Genomic DNA, 18,159 nt, shown 5'->3' on the forward strand with positions numbered 1-18,159 from the left:
ATTATGCGCCTAATTGATTTAATTTCTTAGCTAGACGTGATTTTTGGCGATTACCGTTGTTAGCATGAATAATCCCTTTTTGAACAGCTTTATCAATTGATTTATTCGCATCTTTTAAAGCTACGATTGCGTTTTCTTTATCGTTAGCTTCAACTAATTTTTCTACACGCTTAATTTGTGAACGCATTTCAGATTTTTGCATAACATTGTTTGTGCGTTTTTTATTATTTGTTTCTACACGTTTAATTGCAGATTTAATATTTGCCATAAGTTTTTCACCTCCTGAAATATCATCACAATTATGAATGTATTTGTTTTCATCCCAACAAATGTAAAGTGATTTGTATTTGCTTTTTTTGTCTATGGACAAAAGTCATTTTACCAGAGGAACGGTTTGTTTTCAATAGCTTTGTTATCAAATGTATGAGTTTCGCTATTTTGTTAAATCTATTACTAACAGATGAAGAAAGGATGAGCGAGCTATGGAAAACAAAAAGAATGATATTGTACCATATCAAGTTAGGACAGATCTAGCCATTGAAGCAAAGGATATGTATGTTGAAAATCAAGAGGCAACTGATCAGAAAAAAATAAAAGGAGTCACTATAAAAGAAAGAAATGATGAAGGAATTAATATTTCTTATGTAGAGATCGATGATACTGGTGCTGAGCTTCTAGGTAAAAAACCGGGATCCTATATTACCATTTATGCTGATGGTGTAAAACGACAAGATACAAAAAGACAGGAGCAAGCTGCAAAGGTGTTAGCTAAAGAACTGGAACAATTAATTGCTAAAAACAATATTCCAGTCGATAGTAAAGGTTTAATTGTAGGATTAGGAAACTGGAATGTTACACCCGATGCACTTGGTCCGATGACCGTAGAGAAAGTGCTAGTAACTAGTCATTTATTCCAAATGGAACATGAAACGGTTTCAAAAGGTTACCGGCCAGTAGCTGCTGTGACACCTGGCGTAATGGGGGTTACTGGTATTGAAACAAGTGACATCATTTTCGGAATTGTGGAGAAATATCAACCAGATTTTGTTATTTGTATTGATGCACTTGCCTCAAGGTCCATTGAACGAGTTAATGAAACCATTCAGTTATCCGACTCTGGTATACATCCTGGATCTGGTGTAGGAAATAAACGAAAAGAAATAAGTAAAGAAACGTTAGGCATTCCTGTGATGGCTATTGGAGTTCCGACAGTTGTTGATGCTGTTACCATCACAAGTGATACCATCGACTTTTTATTGAAGCATTTTGGTAGAGAGTGGGAAGAAAAGGATGATCCCTCCAAGTCATTAACACCTGCTGGTATGTCATTTGGTGAGAAACGTTTAACGGATGAAGATTTACCAGATGAAGAAAAACGTCAAACATTCCTTGGTATAGTAGGGAATCTATCTGACGATGAAAAGCGAAAACTAATAACAGAAGTATTAACGCCGATTGGTCATAATTTAATGGTAACACCTAAAGAAGTAGATGGTTTTATGATTGATATGGCTAGCCTAATAGCAAACGGCGTTAATGCTGCTATGCATGAAACTGTCAATGTAGATAATTTCGCATCTTATTCTCGTTAACCTTTCTATCAATATTCCAAAAAATAAAAGATTAGGTTCTAGCTTCTGGATTTGTGTCATAGAGTTAACTATAGCGTGAATTCAGAAAGGGTGGAACCATGGATCTGCATAAACATAGCGGGCTTCGTCTTTTATATAAGCGAAGTAGCTTATACATTATCGGTGCTCTAATACTTTTTACTTGCATCGGTATTCTAACAACGATAAAGCCCGCTTATCGCCTTTCTTCTGAAGTAATTACGGAATGGACAACTGATATTAATAGCTCTACTTTTTTATACTTGCTAGGAATTGAAAATCGGGCATTTCAGCAAGCTGTACCTGAAGATCACAAATTCCTTGATTTGTCTACAACTCTGTTTCGCATTGCAACAAGTCTAAAACCAAATGATATTAGAAGCTTGTTAGGCAATGAATTACCTGGATTTAAGGTTTTTGATAACCACATATTAATTGCTGGTGAAGGTACAAATTATACAAACCTACCAATTGAATCTTCTCCACCACTACAAGAAGTTCTAAAAGAGAGAGAAGCAATAATTGAAGATGAGGAAAGCACAACAGAACAATTAGAAACGAACAAAGAAAAAAATACGCCAACGACAGGGAATAAAGAGGTTGTTTATATTTATAATTCACATAATCGAGAGTCCTTTCTTCCTTATTTACCTGACGTAAAGGACCCTGATAAGGCTTATCATAAGGAAGTGAATATTTCAAAGGTGAGTAATCGACTAGCTAAATCATTGCAGGCAAATGGAATTGGAACTGTAGTTGATGATACAGATATAACCAAAAAATTGCATGAAAAGGGCTGGGGGTTTGGCAGGTCGTATGATGCATCTAGGGAGGTAGTTGCTGACACACTATCCACTAATAAGGATATTCAATATGCTTTTGATTTACATCGTGATGCTATCAAAAAGGAAAAAACGACGAAGCAAATAAACGGAAAATCCTATGCCCGCATTATGATAGTTGTTGGCGCTGAGCATAACTCTTATAAGAAGAACCTTGACTTAGCAGCTAAGCTGCATTATCTGTTAGAAGAAAAATATCCTGGTTTAAGCAGAGGAGTATTTCCGAGAAAAGGTAAAGGAACAAATGGAGTATTTAATCAAGATTTATCTAATAACGCATTGCTGTTTGAATTCGGGGGAGTAGAAAACAAACTGGACGAGCTATATCGTTCGGCTGATGCTCTAGCAGACGTATTTAGTGAGATGTATTGGGATGCAGAAAAAGTAGATACTGCTTCATAGGAGGTGTTAAGATGACTCGTTCATTAATTGTATTATTATTATTAGCAGTTTGTTTTTTAACTGGAGTGGTCTACGGGAATGATAAACAAGCAGAAGAGTCAACACCTCAGCAAACAGAAATGAAGGTTGATGTTAAAGAGGCTAAAGATGAAGTATTGCAAACTAAAACAACATCAGATACCACTGAAGTTATTACGGAAGAGAAGATTAACACGAATGGACCTTCACCTGTTACAGAGAAGACGGCATCGATATTAGAAGCTGGTGTATCTGGATTTTATGAAGTGGTGGTAGAGATACTTTACCAGGTTTCCCAATTATTTTTTTAATTTTTATATAGGTGCAATTATGTTGTAGAAGCGCAGATCCTAAAGTTATAGTGCTCTGCGCTTTTGTTCTAGTCTAGGAAATTATAAAATTAGCCCATGTGGGTCAATATGGACGTGTTGAGCCACGTCCAGCTTCAGCGCCCAGAAACGAGGTGACTTCACGAATCGCCCTAATCTAAGTCATCATCGGCTCGCAAGCTCACCGTGATTTCTTTATCTCGGTTGACTTGCTCTAGTCGCTACGTTCTAATCGGGCGCTTGCGCTTTTGTTCTTGAACATAACTGTTACTATTGCTATAATCAATGCTAGTCATTGTCACTGATAATTTAAGGCCTTTTATCTGTAGAGATAAAAGAAAGTAGGAGTGAACATCACTAATGGCAAAAATTCAAAGAAATGTGCGTAATTTTTCAATTATCGCACATATTGATCATGGCAAGTCAACCTTGGCAGATCGAATATTAGAACGCACAAAAGCAATAACACAAAGAGAAATGAAAGATCAATTACTCGATGCAATGGATCTCGAGCGTGAGCGTGGCATCACCATTAAATTAAATGCTGTACAATTAAATTATCAAAGTAACGCAGGAGAAGACTATATTTTTCATCTCATTGATACACCGGGTCATGTCGATTTTACATATGAAGTTTCTAGAAGCCTTGCTGCATGTGAAGGAGCAATTCTTGTTGTTGATGCTGCGCAAGGCATTGAAGCCCAAACGTTAGCGAATGTTTATTTAGCTCTTGATAACGATTTAGAAATAATACCTGTTATTAATAAAATCGATTTGCCGAGTGCAGATCCAGATAGAGTGAAAAAAGAATTAGAAGATGTGATTGGTATTGATGGCGATGATGTCATTTTAGCATCAGCAAAAGCAAATATTGGGATTGATGAAATTCTTGAAAGAATTACGGAAGCAATCCCTGCGCCTGCGGGTGATACCGAAGAGCCGCTTAAAGCGTTAATCTTCGACTCTTTATACGATCCCTATCGAGGAGTTATCGCCTACGTTTGTATTAAGGAAGGTTCTATAAAAGTAGGCGATAAAATTAAAATGATGGCAACGGATAAAGAATTTGAAGTCAATGAATTAGGGGTATTTAGTCCCAAGCCAATTACTAAAGATGAACTGACCGTAGGAGATGTCGGTTATTTAACAGCTTCTATTAAGAACGTGGGTGATTCGCGAGTTGGGGATACGATTACATTAGCTAACCGACCTGCTGCTGAACCGTTACCAGGATATAAGCGATTAAACCCAATGGTATTTTGCGGGCTGTATCCAGTTGACGCCAATAATTATAATGATTTGAGAGAAGCGCTAGAGCGTTTAGAATTAAATGATTCATCATTACAATATGAAGCAGAAACATCTCAAGCATTAGGATTTGGCTTCCGTTGTGGATTTTTAGGGCTTTTGCATATGGAAATCATTCAAGAACGTATTGAACGAGAATTTAAAATAGATCTAATTACTACAGCACCTAGTGTTATTTACGAAGTGGAGCAGACAAACGAAGAGGTTATTGCTATCGATAATCCTTCCGTTATGCCAGATCCTCAGCAGATCAAAGATGTTCGAGAACCGTATGTAAAAGCTACAATCATGGTTCCAAATGAATATGTTGGAGCAGTGATGGAAATCGCACAAAAAAAACGTGGTCAATTCATTGATATGGAATACTTGGATGACATTCGAGTTAATGTTATTTATCATATACCATTATCTGAAATTGTTTATGATTTCTTTGATCAACTTAAATCCCAAACAAAAGGGTATGCTTCCTTTGATTATGATTTAATTGGATATCGCTCTTCCAATTTAGTGAAAATGGACATTTTATTAAATGGTGATACTATTGATGCACTTTCATTTATTGTCCATCGAGACTTTGCTTACGAACGTGGCAAGCACATTGTTGATAAATTAAAAGAGCTAATTCCAAGACAGCAATTTGAAGTTCCCGTTCAAGCTGCTATTGGAAATAAAATAGTGGCTAGATCTACAATTAAGGCAATGCGGAAAAACGTTCTCTCTAAATGCTATGGTGGAGATATTTCTCGTAAACGTAAGTTATTGGAGAAACAAAAAGAAGGTAAAAAGCGTATGAAGATGGTAGGTTCTGTAGAGGTACCGCAAGAAGCCTTTATGGCAGTTTTGGAAATGAAGGATGATTAAATCAACGTTTTAAGGATATATCAAATTGAAAAATAGACGCTTTGCTACTCTACTGCCACCACATTGAATATGTTGGTGGCAGTACTATTTATTAATGGTTTAGAATACCTCTCCTCTGGCTATGCGGGGGCTCTAAAGAGCTTAAAGCGTGATAAAAAAACTCACTGCAAGTTTATTTTTTGAATATATGGATAGCCGTTTGTAACGCCAGGAGGATATACACTTCGCTTTCTCCTGGCAACACCTCAACTTCCTCGGAAGCAAAAGGCGGTTTCCTGCGAGAGTCTAAATGTATATCCATCACTTTCGCTGATACAGATCTTTTCTCTAAACCCTACTTTTTGGTATTGAATACGCCTAAAAATAGCATCTTTTATATAGCGTTGATGAAATCAGCTGGGAAAATCCTTTTAGTTGACCCAGTGACAGTGGGGAAAACATTCATATAGAAAGTCTTTTCATAAGCACTCTGTAGTTATTTTTTAATCAGTGATTATTTATAATGTTTACCACTTTGTTACAATTCATCAATTCCTTCGTTCAATACTGTATAGAACGAAGACTAATTTGTTAAATAGTATAATCAATGGAATAAAATGAGGTATAATCATTCGTATACTTTTGGTGTGTTTTGTAAAACTAAAACGGAAGCACAAGAACAACACACAAAGGGTGATAAATATATGAATAACCGACAAGGTATGATGACGTCAATACTTGCTATTGGAGCTGCAGGAGCAGCTATTTATGGTATTACAAGAGGAGTTCAAAATGGAACATTTAAAAATTTGCCTCAAACCATTTCTAATGCATTAAATAATTCTGGAGCTCAACAATTGACTCAACCTTTACAAAATATGACTACCAATCAGAATGTGCAACAATTATCCAGTGCTATACAAGGTGAAACTGATAATTCACAGCAACAAACAGCAAATAATATTCAGTAAAAGAAGGCTCTAGATGCTAATAATCATGAAAAACCCTCATTAAATGTAGTGAGGGGTTTTTCGTTTTTCTCTTCCCCTTCGTATTAACTTGCTCTATATATCCATCCCCTTGGGAGATCATTCAAATTCACATAAATTTTGCGAGAAATCAAAATGAAACAAACTACATAGCTTAAAATAACATGTTCATCATTCTCATTATAATAAACTCTTTTTCTTCTTCGATCCTTTACTCATGGGTATACCTTGCATCGTGGACCAAGTTCTACGAGGAAATTCTCTAGATTTAAGTTTTCTTCAAAGTTCTTATCAAGGTGGAATGCTGGTAGGTGCAATTAAATTAAGGGAAAAATGAGGTTTAATGATACCCATAATGATTACAGTATTAGGAGTTTGCTTATCCTTCCAAGGAGCTATTTGGCTTGATAAATAATGTTAGATATAATAAAATACACAAAGATACAATTAGCAATTAGAAGTCTTTATGGTAATTTTAGAATAAAGGATCATCAATATCTGAAACGGAAAGGGAGAGCTGTTAAATTGGAAAACAGTTTTTCCTTTTTCCTTTTCGTAAGGAGCACTAATATGAATGCAATTCAATCTGTATATATCCATATCCCGTTTTGTCAGCAAATTTGTTACTACTGTGACTTTACAAAGTTCTTTTATAATGAAAAGAGAGCTAATGATTATCTTGTTGCATTAAAGAATGAGATTTCTACATATGTAGACGATACAGGTAATAAAGTAAAGACGGTTTTTATAGGTGGAGGAACTCCGACAGCTTTATCTGTTAACCAACTAGAATCACTGCTCTCATTTATTGATAAGAAATTTGATATGACTCAATGTGAAGAGTACACGATTGAAGCAAACCCAGGTGATTTTAATGACGAAAAGGTCAAGTTATTAAAAACATATGGTGTGAATAGAGTCTCACTTGGCGTACAAGTTTTTGATGATCATATGTTAAAAGAGCTAGGTAGATTGCACAAGGTAAAGGATGTTTATGAAACTGTTGAATTACTTCAGAATAACGGAATAACTAATATTAGTACAGACCTAATATATGCACTACCTAATCAAACAATTGATCATTTCAAAAATTCTTTGAATCAGGCCATGGCACTGGGACTACCACATTTATCTACGTATGCATTGCAAATTGAACCGAAAACAGTATTCTTTCAGCGTCATAAAAAAGGAAAACTGCAACGTCCAGCTCAGGAAGAAGAAGTTGAAATGTATCATATTTTAACCGATACTACAAAAAAACATGGATTACTGCAATATGAGATAAGTAACTTTGCGAAAGCTGGGTTTGAAAGCAAGCATAATTTAACATACTGGGATAATAATTATTATTATGGTTTTGGAGCAGGTGCATACGGGTATATTCCAGGCAAGAGGTATGGCAATATAAGACCATTACCAGCATATATCAAACAGGCAATGGCTGATGGCAAACCTGTTCTCCATATTGATCAAATTAATAATAAAGAACAGATTGAGGAAGAAATGTTTTTAGGTTTACGAAAAATGCAAGGTGTAAACAAACAGACCTTTGCATCTAGATTTGGATTCTTTCCTGATAAGTTGTATAAGTCATCCATTGAAAGTCTTGTGCAGAAGGGCTGGTTACAGGAGGATGATATGTCGATTCGCTTAACCAGTGAAGGAAAATTATTAGCTAATGAAGTATTCGAAAGATTTCTATTAGAGGATTCCGTACAAATATAGTCACGTCGACACTAAGATTGATTGATAAGAGATATATGTAAAAATAGCCTGTTCTCTTTTGTACAGGTTATTTTATATGGCACATACTGAGATACAAGTCATTTCGTTGACAAAGAAAAGTGGATTTGGTAATTTATAATTAGCATTAGCACTCGATAAGGTTGAGTGCTAACAGAGGTGATCATCATGTTAACAGAAAGGCAATTATTGATTTTACAAGTAATTATTGATGATTTCATCGAGTCTGCACATCCTGTTGGCTCACGCGCTATATCGAAAAAAGAGCATATTTCATTTAGCGCTGCAACCATACGAAACGAAATGGCGGATCTAGAGGATATGGGCTTCCTTGAGAAGACGCATTCATCTTCAGGACGTGTACCTTCAGAAAAAGGGTACCGATATTACGTCGACCATCTCATTTCTCCAAGTATAATGCATGAAGACGGCGATGTGATTAAGCATATTATTCAAGATAATTTCTTTGAATTTGAACAAATTGTTCAGATGTCAGCAGAAGTTCTATCTCGATTAACCAACTATACAACGATCATTCTGGGACCTGAAATATTTGAAACAAAATTAAAGCAAATTCAAATTATTACCTTATCGTCGAATACGGCGGTTGCTATTCTTGTTACAAATACTGGTCATGTGGAACATCGGTCATTTTCTATACCTCATGAAATTGAACCATCTGATATAGAAAAGATGGTAAATATTATGAATGACCAATTGAGTGGCGTACCAATTATACAATTGGCAGAAAAATTCAATTCACAAATTGCTTCCATGATGAAAAAGTACGTATCCAATCTAGAGAATTCATACCATTACTTGAATGCAGCACTTATTCAAGATCATCCGGTTAAATTATATATTGGTGGAAAATCTAATATGCTGATGCAACCGGAATTTAATGATGTAGATAAAATACGTTCTTTCTATGCAATGATCGAAAATGAGGATGAGATTGCAAGTATGCTGAAACAGTCCAAGGATGGGATTAAAGTATCCATCGGAAGAGAGAACAATGTCGAAGCCATTAAAGAACTGAGCTTAATTACTGCAGCTTATCACTTAGGAGAAGATCAGACGGGGACAATTGCATTACTTGGCCCAACAAGAATGGAGTATCGAAGAGTTATTTCATTACTAAATATTTTGTCACATGAAATGACAGAAGCACTGTATATGTGGTATAAAAACAATGAATAAATCTTATGAAATTTATTAAAACATGACTTCGCTATTGTTTCGTTCAAAAGTGCAACGTGTTATAGTGAATGTTGGTTAGTTTAAATTGGAGGTGTCACACGTGGAAGAACAGGATAAACAAACGAGAACCGTTACTGATGATGAAGAAAAAGTAGAAGCAAAGGCAGAAGCAGAAACTGCTGACTCGATTGAAGTAATCGATGCAAAAGAGGAAGAAGTAGAAACTGATAAAACTAATCATTCGACAATTGAACAGAGTGAGTTGGATACACTCCAGAAAGAGAAGGATGAAATATATCAGAGAATGTTAAGGGTTCAAGCAGAATTTAATAATTTCAAGAAACGTACCTTAAAAGAAAGGGACGCAGAGCGAAAATATAAATCCCAGGATTTAATCCAAGAATTGTTACCCGCATTGGATAATTTTGAACGGGCGTTGCAAGTTGAAAAAACAGAGGCAACATCTAGTTTAATTGATGGGATTACGATGGTCTACAATCAATTAAAGGATGCTCTCTTTTCACAAGGTGTAGAAGAGATAGCTACAGTAGGTGAGGAGTTTGATCCAAATTTACATCACGCAGTAATGCAAGTAGAAGATGAAGAAAAGGCATCTAATGTAATTGTTGAGGAATTGCAAAAAGGTTATAAGTTGAAAGATCGTGTTATTAGACCAGCAATGGTAAAAGTTAATAAATAATTGTTTACGTAGCTAAGGAGGAATAATCATGAGTAAAATAATTGGTATTGATTTAGGTACAACAAACTCTTGTGTGTCTGTAATGGAAGGTGGAGAGTCAGTAGTAATACCTAACCCAGAAGGAAACCGTACAACTCCATCAGTAGTGGCTTTTAAAAATGGTGAAAGACAGGTTGGAGAGGTTGCAAAGCGTCAAGCAATTACTAATCCAAACACAATTCAATCTATAAAACGCCATATGGGAACAGATTATAAAGTGAAGATAGAAGATAAAGAATTTACTCCGCAAGAAGTTTCTGCTATTATCTTGCAACATATTAAGTCATTTGCAGAAGATTATATCGGTGAAACAGTAAGTAAAGCTGTTATTACAGTTCCAGCATATTTTAATGATGCAGAGCGACAAGCAACAAAAGATGCTGGTAAAATTGCTGGTTTGGAAGTAGAACGTATTATTAATGAGCCAACCGCTGCGGCACTAGCTTATGGCATAGATAAAGAAAACGAAGACCAAACAATTTTGGTCTACGACCTTGGTGGCGGAACGTTTGACGTTTCTATCCTAGATATCGGTGACGGTACATTTGAAGTTGTATCTACAGCAGGTGATAATCGTCTTGGCGGTGATGACTTCGATGAGGTTATTATCGATTACATGGTACAAGAATTTAAAAAGGAAAATGGTATTGATCTATCAAAAGATAAAATGGCTACACAACGTTTAAAGGATGCTGCCGAGAAAGCGAAAAAAGATCTATCAGGGGTATCTCAAACACAAATTTCTTTACCATTTATTACAGCTGGAGAAGCTGGACCACTGCACTTAGAAATGAATCTAACAAGAGCAAAATTCGAAGAACTTTCTTCAGAGTTGGTAGAGCGTACAATGGTGCCTACTCGCAAGGCTTTGTCTGACGCTGATTTGTCAGCAAGTGACATTGATAAAGTTATATTGGTTGGAGGATCAACACGAATTCCTGCAGTTCAAGAAGCAATCAAGCAAGCGATTGGTAAAGAACCGTCTAAAGGAGTTAACCCTGATGAAGTAGTTGCTTTAGGTGCTGCAATTCAAGGCGGTGTCCTACAAGGTGACGTGAAGGATGTTGTATTATTAGATGTAACACCTCTATCACTTGGTATTGAAACAATGGGATCTGTAACTACGAAATTAATTGAGCGTAACACAACGATTCCAACAAGTCATTCTCAAGTATTCTCGACTGCAGCGGATAATCAAACAGCAGTAGACATTCATGTCCTACAAGGTGAACGCGAAATGGCTGCAGATAATAAAACTTTAGGTCGTTTTCAATTAACGGATATTCCACCAGCACCACGAGGAGTACCGCAAATTGAAGTTTCCTTTGATATTGATGCGAATGGTATTGTAAATGTACGTGCCAAAGATCTAGGTACAAATAAAGAACAATCTATTACAATCAAATCCTCTTCTGGTCTATCAGATGAAGAAGTAGACCGCATGGTTAAAGAAGCTGAAGAGAATGCGGAAGATGATAAAAAACGTCGCGAAGAAATTGAATTACGTAATGAAGCTGATCAACTAATCTTTACAACAGATAAAACAATTAAAGATTTAGGAGATAAGGTTTCTGAAGATGAAAAACAAAAAGCAGAAGCTGCTAAGGAAGAATTGCAAAAAGCCATTGAAGCTGATGATATTGAACAAATTAAAGAAAAGAAAGAAGCTCTTCAAGAGCAAGTTCAACAATTATCCGTGAAAATGTATGAACAAATGCAACAAGAGCAGCAAGCACAGCAATCAGATCAGGCTGGTAATAGCGATGATGATGTGGTGGATGCTGATTATCAAGAGGTTGATGATGAGGAAGATAAAAATAAATAATATTGGGATGAATAGGTTTAGAAACTTAAGTTTCTATCCTTAATCCGGTAAATTAAAAGTCAAAGTCAGGATCCTCTTGACTTTGACTTTTTTACACGTTAGCGTATTTGTTTCAACATTTGCCACAAGACTGTATAAGGTGGTAAGATAAAAGTTATGCAAAAGTGAGTATCGGGAGAGTGATTGTCAAGTGAGTAAACGAGACTATTATGAAGTACTCGGTGTCGATAAAGGGGCATCGAAGGAAGAAATAAAAAAAGCTTATCGTAAGCTAGCAAGAAAATACCATCCGGACGTTAATAAAGAAGCTAATGCTGCAGATAAATTTAAAGAAGCCAAAGAGGCCTATGAAGTTCTAGGTAATGAACAAAAGCGTGCTCAATATGATCAATTCGGTCATGCTGGTCCACAAAACCAAGGCTTCGGTGGATTCGGAGGTTCGCAAGACTTCGGTGGAGGCTTTGGTGATATTTTTGATATGTTCTTTGGTGGAGGTGGACGAAGTAGAGATCCGAATGCACCACAGCAAGGAGCCGATCTCCAATATACGATGGTTCTTGATTTTGAGGAAGCAATATTTGGTAAAGAAACGGATATTACGATACCAAAAGAAGAAACATGTGATACTTGCTCTGGATCTGGGGCAAAACCAGGAACGAAAGCAAAGACATGCTCCCATTGTGGGGGATCAGGTCAATTAAATATGGAACAAAATACACCATTTGGTAAAGTTGTAAATCGAAGGGTTTGTAACTATTGTAGTGGATCAGGAAAGATTATTCCTGATAAATGTAACACGTGTGGTGGTACTGGAAAGGTTAAAAAGCGCAAAACTATTCATATTACCATCCCAGCAGGAATTGATGAAGGCCAACAAATACGGGTATCAGGAAAAGGCGAATCCGGGGTTAATGGAGGTCCTCCAGGAGACTTGTTTGTAGTAGTTCAAGTCAAACCGCATGATTTCTTCCAGCGTGAAGGAGATCATATTTTCTGTGAATTGCCATTGACCTTCGCGCAAGCAGCATTAGGTGATGAAATCGAGGTTCCAACAGTCCATGGAAAGGTAAAATTGAAAATACCAGCTGGTACACAAACCGGGAAAACGTTCCGAATGAAAGGAAAAGGAGCGCCGAACGTTAGAGGCTATGGTCATGGAGATCAGCATATTAAAGTGAAAGTCATGACACCTACTAAATTATCAGAACGCCAAAAAGAGCTGTTACGTGAATTTAACGAAATTGGTGGTCACGATGCCACGGATGAACAAGGCAGTTCATTGTTTGATCGATTTAAGAAGGCATTCAAAAGTGAATAACGGTGTGTTATAAGCACCGTTTACATAACAGGAATTGATAGCGGTAAGGTGTATGATAATTTCAAAAGGAAATGGGTGGATCCAGTATGAAATGGTCTGAACTCTGTATTCATACAACAAATGAAGCGATTGAGCCAATCTCGAATATTCTTCATGAAACTGGTGCAAGTGGACTCGTTATTGAAGACCCGATTGATTTAGTAAAAGAGCACTCCACTGCTTTTGGTGAAATATTTGAATTAAATCCAGAAGAATATCCAGAAGAAGGAGTCTATATTAAAGCATACCTTCCAGTTAATAGTTTTTTAGGAGAGACGGTTGAGGAAATAAAACAAGCTATTAATAATCTCCTATTATATGATATTGATTTAGGAAGAAATCAAATCTCATTAAGTGAAGTAAACGAAGAAGAATGGTCAACAGCCTGGAAGAAATACTATAAACCAGTGAAAATTTCTAAGCAAATTACGATCATTCCAACATGGGAAGAATATACACCAGTGGATACTGACGAGGTGATCATAGAACTTGATCCAGGTATGGCATTTGGGACGGGTACACATCCTACAACTGTCTTAAGTATTCAGGCATTGGAGCAATTTATGAAAAGCGGAGATACTGTCATTGATGTTGGATCTGGTTCAGGAGTTTTGAGTATTGCTTCAGCATTATTGGGAGCAAGCCATGTGCATGCATATGATTTAGATGATGCTGCTGTAAAGAGTACAATTCTAAACGCAAAATTAAATAAAATGGAAAAAAAGATTTCTGTTAAGCAGAATAATTTATTGGATCATATAGCAATAGAAGCAGATATAATTGTATCAAATATTTTAGCAGAGATTATCGTTCGTTTTGTTGACGATGCATGGAATAATCTAAAACCTGGAGGTTATTTTATAACATCTGGTATTATTCAAAATAAAAAACAGATGGTAAAGGATCGTCTAGAGCAGCAAGGTTTTCAAATCATTCAGATGAATGAGATGGAGGATTGGATCTCCATTGTTGCACAAAAATTGTAGATGTTAAAGTAGGTGTGGGTTGTTGCAAAGATATTTTGTTCCAAAAGGCATGTGGAATGAATTTACAATTAAAATAACTGGTGATGATGTTCATCACATGAAACGAGTGATGCGTTTTAAAGCAGGGGATTGCATTATTTGTAATCATCCGGATGGACAGGCAGCAATTTGTAGGATCACGTTCTTAGATAATGGTGTTGTGTATGCAGATATTAAAGAATGGCTTAAGCAAGATGCTGAATTACCGGTTGAAGTAGCAATAGCACAAGGGCTTCCTAAGGGAGATAAATTAGATCTAATTTTTCAAAAAGGAACGGAACTTGGAGCGAACACGTTTATTCCTTTTCAAGCATCTCGTTCTGTTGTAAGATGGGATGAAAAGAAGCAAGAAAAGAAATTAAACCGATTGGTAAAAATTATAAAAGAGGCTAGTGAACAAAGCCACCGTAATAAACTACCAAATGTCCAATACAGTAAATCTTTAAAAGAACTGATAGACTTTAGTGATAGTTATGATATGAAACTCTTTGCCTATGAAGAGGAGGCAAAGACGTCAAATTACCAATCCTTTGGAGAAAATCTCCGCAAGTTAAAGCCTCGACAGCGAATTTTAATTTGTATTGGCCCTGAGGGGGGCTTTTCAGAAGATGAAACCATTGCTTTAAAAGCAAGCGGTTTTCAAGCTGTTCGATTAGGACCAAGAATTTTACGTACGGAAACAGCGGCATTATATGCGTTAGCTAGTATTTCCTATCATTTTGAAGAATTGAGGTGTGAGTAATGCCGACAGTCGCATTTCATACATTAGGTTGTAAAGTTAACCACTATGAGACAGAGGGTATATGGCGAATGTTTATGGATCATGGCTATGAGCGTGTTGAATTTGATCATGATTCAGATGTTTATGTAATAAATACGTGTACGGTGACAAATACAGGTGACAAGAAAAGCAGACAAGTAATTCGCCGAGCGATTCGAAAAAATCCTGAAGCAATTGTTTGTGTAACTGGCTGTTATGCACAAACTTCACCAGGTGAGATAATGGAAATTCCTGGAGTTGATATTGTAGTTGGTACACAGGATCGAAAAAACATGATTTCTTATATTGAAGAACATAAGAAAACGAAAGAACCAATTAATGGTGTTTCAAATATCATGAAAAATAGAGTATTTGAAGAAATGGATGTACCTGAATTTACAGATCGTACAAGAGCTTCCTTAAAAATACAGGAGGGCTGTAATAATTTTTGTACATTTTGTATTATTCCATGGTCGCGTGGGCTATTACGATCAAGAGATCCTGAAAACGTAGTTAGACAAGCACAGAAGCTGGTAGATGCTGGTTATAAGGAAATTGTCTTAACGGGTATTCATACAGCGGGCTATGGTGAGGATATGAAAGACTACAATTTTGCGATGCTTCTACGTGATTTAGAAACAAAGGTTCATGGTTTAAAACGTATTCGAATTTCTTCAATTGAAGCTAGTCAGATTACTGATGAAGTTATTGAAGTACTAGATAAATCTGAAAAAGTTGTAAGACATTTGCATATTCCACTCCAGTCAGGATCAGATTCTGTTCTTGCAAGAATGAGAAGAAAATATTCTACTGGCTATTACAGAGAAAAAATTGATAAGCTGAAAAAGGCATTACCTGGGCTAGCTATTACATCTGATGTTATCGTTGGTTTTCCGGGAGAGACAGATGAAGAATTTATGGAGACATACAACTATATTAAGGAAATAGGCTACTCGGAATTGCATGTCTTCCCTTTCTCACGAAGAACTGGTACACCAGCAGCTCGAATGGATGGACAAATTGATGATGACGTAAAAAACGAACGAGTTCATCAGCTAATTGAGTTATCTAATCAATTAGCCAAAGCCTATGCGTCTACGTATGAAAATGAGGTATTAGAGGTTATCCCTGAAGAACATGCTTCAGATGATAACAACCCAAATCATTTAATAGGTTACACGGATAACTATCTAAAGGTTGAATTTGAGGGTACACCGGACATGATTGGTAAATTAGTTCGAGTAAAAATAACAAAAGCAGGTTATCCAATAAATAAAGGTACATTTGTACGAATCATGGAAGATGTTTTGTTTGAAGAAGCTAAGTAAATTCGTATGACGGGCTGAGAAAAAATACAACTTTTTTACACAACATACGAATAACCAAATGCTGAATTAGTTATTCTATGAAAAAAACGAAGGATAATTACTTAAAACTAATTATCCTTCGTTTTTTATTGTTTTTAAATTACTTCTGTCGTAGATCCTTTTTTGTATAGCAATTTATTTTCAATTAAAACATAGAACTTCAGACAATGATTTGCAGATATTTCTAAGTTTGTTTATTCGTCAATCTATAGAGACTATGTTGGTTTATAAAGCTGAAATTAGATTTTTATACTCTTCCATGCTATGATAGCTAGAGAGGTACGTACAACAATGATAGGAAGGAAGATTCATGTGACAAATCAATTGGCAAAATACATTGACCATACACAATTAAAACCAGAAACATCGAAGGAAAAAATCACACAAATCGTAGAAGAAGCAATCGAATATGACTTCGCATCTGTTTGTGTAAATCCATACTGGGTTCCATATTGCTATAGTAAATTAAAGAATACAACGGTTAAGGTTTGTACGGTTATTGGTTTTCCACTAGGAGCAACATCAACGGAAGCAAAAGTAGCAGAAACGAAGCAGGCAATTAAAGATGGTGCAACAGAAGTAGACATGGTAATCAATATTGGTGCGCTTAAATCTGGAGACGATGAGACAGTTAAGTCAGACATCGAAAAAGTGGTTCTTACTGCCAAAGGACAAGCATTGACGAAAGTGATTATCGAAACATCACTATTAACCGAGGAAGAAAAAGTTCGCGCATGTAAGCTAGCTAAAGAAGCAAATGCTGATTTTGTAAAGACGTCTACAGGTTTTTCTGGAGGCGGAGCTACAGTTGAGGACATTCGTTTAATGCGTCAAACGGTTGGACCAGAAATGGGAGTTAAAGCTTCAGGTGGTGTTCGTGATTTAGAGACGACAAATGCAATGATTGAAGCGGGTGCAACTAGAATTGGTGCAAGTGCAGGAGTTTCTATTTTAAAAGGTGATCAAGGTACTGCTGATTATTAAATCTCTATGTATAATAAATTAATTGGCTGGAAATAATCAGTTGACCAAAATAAAGGAATATATTATACTTTAAAAAGGCATGTGGAATGAACAACATGCCGGTACAATCTGTTTTGTGCTTCGGAGGGAGGGAAATTAGCATGTCAAATACTACTCGCGTTCGTAAAAACGAGTCTCTTGAAGATGCTCTTCGTCGCTTTAAACGTAGTGTATCCAAAAGTGGTACATTGCAAGAATATCGTAAGCGTGAACACTATGAAAAACCAAGTGTTCGTCGTAAAAAGAAATCTGAAGCTGCTAGAAAGCGTAAATTCTAAAGAGGGTGCAAATGCATGACATTACTTGAAAATCTGAATCAGGATATGAAGCAAGCGATGAAGAATAAAGACAAAGAAACCCTTAGTGTTATTCGCATGGTAAAAGCTTCAATACAAAATGAATCGATAAAGCTTGGCAAAGATTCACTTTCAGAAGACGAAGAAACCACAATATTGTCTAGAGAAGTTAAGCAAAGAAAAGATTCCCTCCAAGAATTCAAATCAGCTGGACGCGAAGATCTTGTGCAAAAACTTGAAAATGAAATTAACATTTTACAAGAATATATGCCAGCACAGCTCACAGATGATGAGCTTGAGGCAATAGTTCAGTCGACGATTCACGAAGTAAATGCAACTTCTATGAAAGATATGGGAAAAGTGATGAGTGCAATCATGCCTAAAGTAAAAGGGCAGGCAGATGGCTCTCAAATTAATAAACTCGTACAAAAACAGTTACGTAATTAAATAAAAGGTCTCAGTTATAATAGTAACTGAGACTTTTTT

Annotated in this window: 17 protein-coding genes; 16 read left to right on the top strand and 1 reads right to left on the bottom strand. The window is 36.2% G+C overall.

Going from position 1 to position 18,159, the window contains the following annotated elements:
* Position 1: 1 nt before the first annotated feature.
* Positions 2–268: a 30S ribosomal protein S20 gene (gene rpsT, locus JUJ52_RS20170; protein WP_026681203.1), complete on the bottom strand. Its 267-nt coding sequence runs from the start codon at positions 266–268 to the stop codon at positions 2–4.
* Positions 269–482: 214 nt separating this feature from the next.
* Here rpsT and gpr point away from each other — a divergent pair, with 214 nt between their 5' ends.
* The 16 genes from gpr (at position 483) to JUJ52_RS20250 (ending at position 18,120) form a co-directional block, all read left to right on the top strand.
* Entirely contained in the window at positions 483–1,592 is a 1,110-nt protein-coding gene (gene gpr / locus JUJ52_RS20175) for a GPR endopeptidase (protein ID WP_121605284.1), read from the top strand.
* A 98-nt stretch (positions 1,593–1,690) separates the two neighbouring features.
* Positions 1,691–2,854: a stage II sporulation protein P gene (spoIIP, locus tag JUJ52_RS20180; protein ID WP_121605283.1), complete on the top strand. Its 1,164-nt coding sequence runs from the start codon at positions 1,691–1,693 to the stop codon at positions 2,852–2,854.
* An 11-nt stretch (positions 2,855–2,865) separates the two neighbouring features.
* Positions 2,866–3,183 (top strand): hypothetical protein, encoded by a 318-nt coding sequence (locus JUJ52_RS20185; RefSeq protein ID WP_026681200.1) that lies wholly within the window; start codon positions 2,866–2,868, stop codon positions 3,181–3,183.
* A gap of 378 nt (positions 3,184–3,561) precedes the next feature.
* A complete protein-coding gene (gene lepA, locus JUJ52_RS20190) occupies positions 3,562–5,370 on the top strand; it encodes a translation elongation factor 4 (RefSeq protein ID WP_026681199.1) in 1,809 nt (602 codons plus the stop codon).
* Positions 5,371–6,053: 683 nt separating this feature from the next.
* Positions 6,054–6,320, top strand: a complete 267-nt coding sequence (locus tag JUJ52_RS20195; RefSeq protein ID WP_026681198.1) for a hypothetical protein — start codon at positions 6,054–6,056, stop codon at positions 6,318–6,320.
* A gap of 588 nt (positions 6,321–6,908) precedes the next feature.
* The gene (gene hemW / locus JUJ52_RS20200) at positions 6,909–8,063 is read left to right on the top strand and encodes a radical SAM family heme chaperone HemW (RefSeq protein ID WP_026681197.1); all 1,155 of its coding nucleotides are present in this window, start codon (positions 6,909–6,911) and stop codon (positions 8,061–8,063) included.
* 186 nt (positions 8,064–8,249) lie between these two features.
* The gene (gene hrcA, locus JUJ52_RS20205; protein ID WP_121605280.1) at positions 8,250–9,281 is read left to right on the top strand and encodes a heat-inducible transcriptional repressor HrcA; all 1,032 of its coding nucleotides are present in this window, start codon (positions 8,250–8,252) and stop codon (positions 9,279–9,281) included.
* Positions 9,282–9,381: 100 nt separating this feature from the next.
* Positions 9,382–9,981 carry a nucleotide exchange factor GrpE gene (grpE, locus tag JUJ52_RS20210; protein WP_121605279.1) on the top strand — a complete coding sequence of 200 codons (600 nt, stop codon included), beginning with the start codon at positions 9,382–9,384 and terminating at the stop codon, positions 9,979–9,981.
* 28 nt (positions 9,982–10,009) lie between these two features.
* Complete coding sequence (dnaK, locus tag JUJ52_RS20215; protein WP_121605278.1) at positions 10,010–11,845, top strand: molecular chaperone DnaK; 1,836 nt, start codon at positions 10,010–10,012, stop codon at positions 11,843–11,845.
* A gap of 190 nt (positions 11,846–12,035) precedes the next feature.
* Positions 12,036–13,163: a molecular chaperone DnaJ gene (gene dnaJ, locus JUJ52_RS20220; protein WP_121605277.1), complete on the top strand. Its 1,128-nt coding sequence runs from the start codon at positions 12,036–12,038 to the stop codon at positions 13,161–13,163.
* An 86-nt stretch (positions 13,164–13,249) separates the two neighbouring features.
* Positions 13,250–14,188: a 50S ribosomal protein L11 methyltransferase gene (gene prmA, locus JUJ52_RS20225; protein WP_166530992.1), complete on the top strand. Its 939-nt coding sequence runs from the start codon at positions 13,250–13,252 to the stop codon at positions 14,186–14,188.
* A 22-nt stretch (positions 14,189–14,210) separates the two neighbouring features.
* Positions 14,211–14,969 (top strand): 16S rRNA (uracil(1498)-N(3))-methyltransferase, encoded by a 759-nt coding sequence (locus JUJ52_RS20230; protein ID WP_121605275.1) that lies wholly within the window; start codon positions 14,211–14,213, stop codon positions 14,967–14,969.
* Positions 14,969–16,315: a tRNA (N(6)-L-threonylcarbamoyladenosine(37)-C(2))-methylthiotransferase MtaB gene (gene mtaB / locus JUJ52_RS20235; RefSeq protein WP_121605274.1), complete on the top strand. Its 1,347-nt coding sequence runs from the start codon at positions 14,969–14,971 to the stop codon at positions 16,313–16,315. Before JUJ52_RS20230 ends, mtaB begins: the two co-directional genes overlap by 1 nt.
* A gap of 351 nt (positions 16,316–16,666) precedes the next feature.
* A complete protein-coding gene (gene deoC / locus JUJ52_RS20240) occupies positions 16,667–17,338 on the top strand; it encodes a deoxyribose-phosphate aldolase (protein ID WP_228089172.1) in 672 nt (223 codons plus the stop codon).
* A gap of 140 nt (positions 17,339–17,478) precedes the next feature.
* Positions 17,479–17,655, top strand: a complete 177-nt coding sequence (gene rpsU, locus JUJ52_RS20245) for a 30S ribosomal protein S21 (protein ID WP_019377991.1) — start codon at positions 17,479–17,481, stop codon at positions 17,653–17,655.
* Between the two features lie 15 nt (positions 17,656–17,670).
* Positions 17,671–18,120 (top strand): GatB/YqeY domain-containing protein, encoded by a 450-nt coding sequence (locus JUJ52_RS20250; protein ID WP_026681188.1) that lies wholly within the window; start codon positions 17,671–17,673, stop codon positions 18,118–18,120.
* Positions 18,121–18,159: the final 39 nt, after the last annotated feature.

This window comes from Virgibacillus sp. AGTR (assembly GCF_016919725.2).
Lineage (GTDB): Bacteria > Bacillota > Bacilli > Bacillales > Amphibacillaceae > Virgibacillus > Virgibacillus salarius.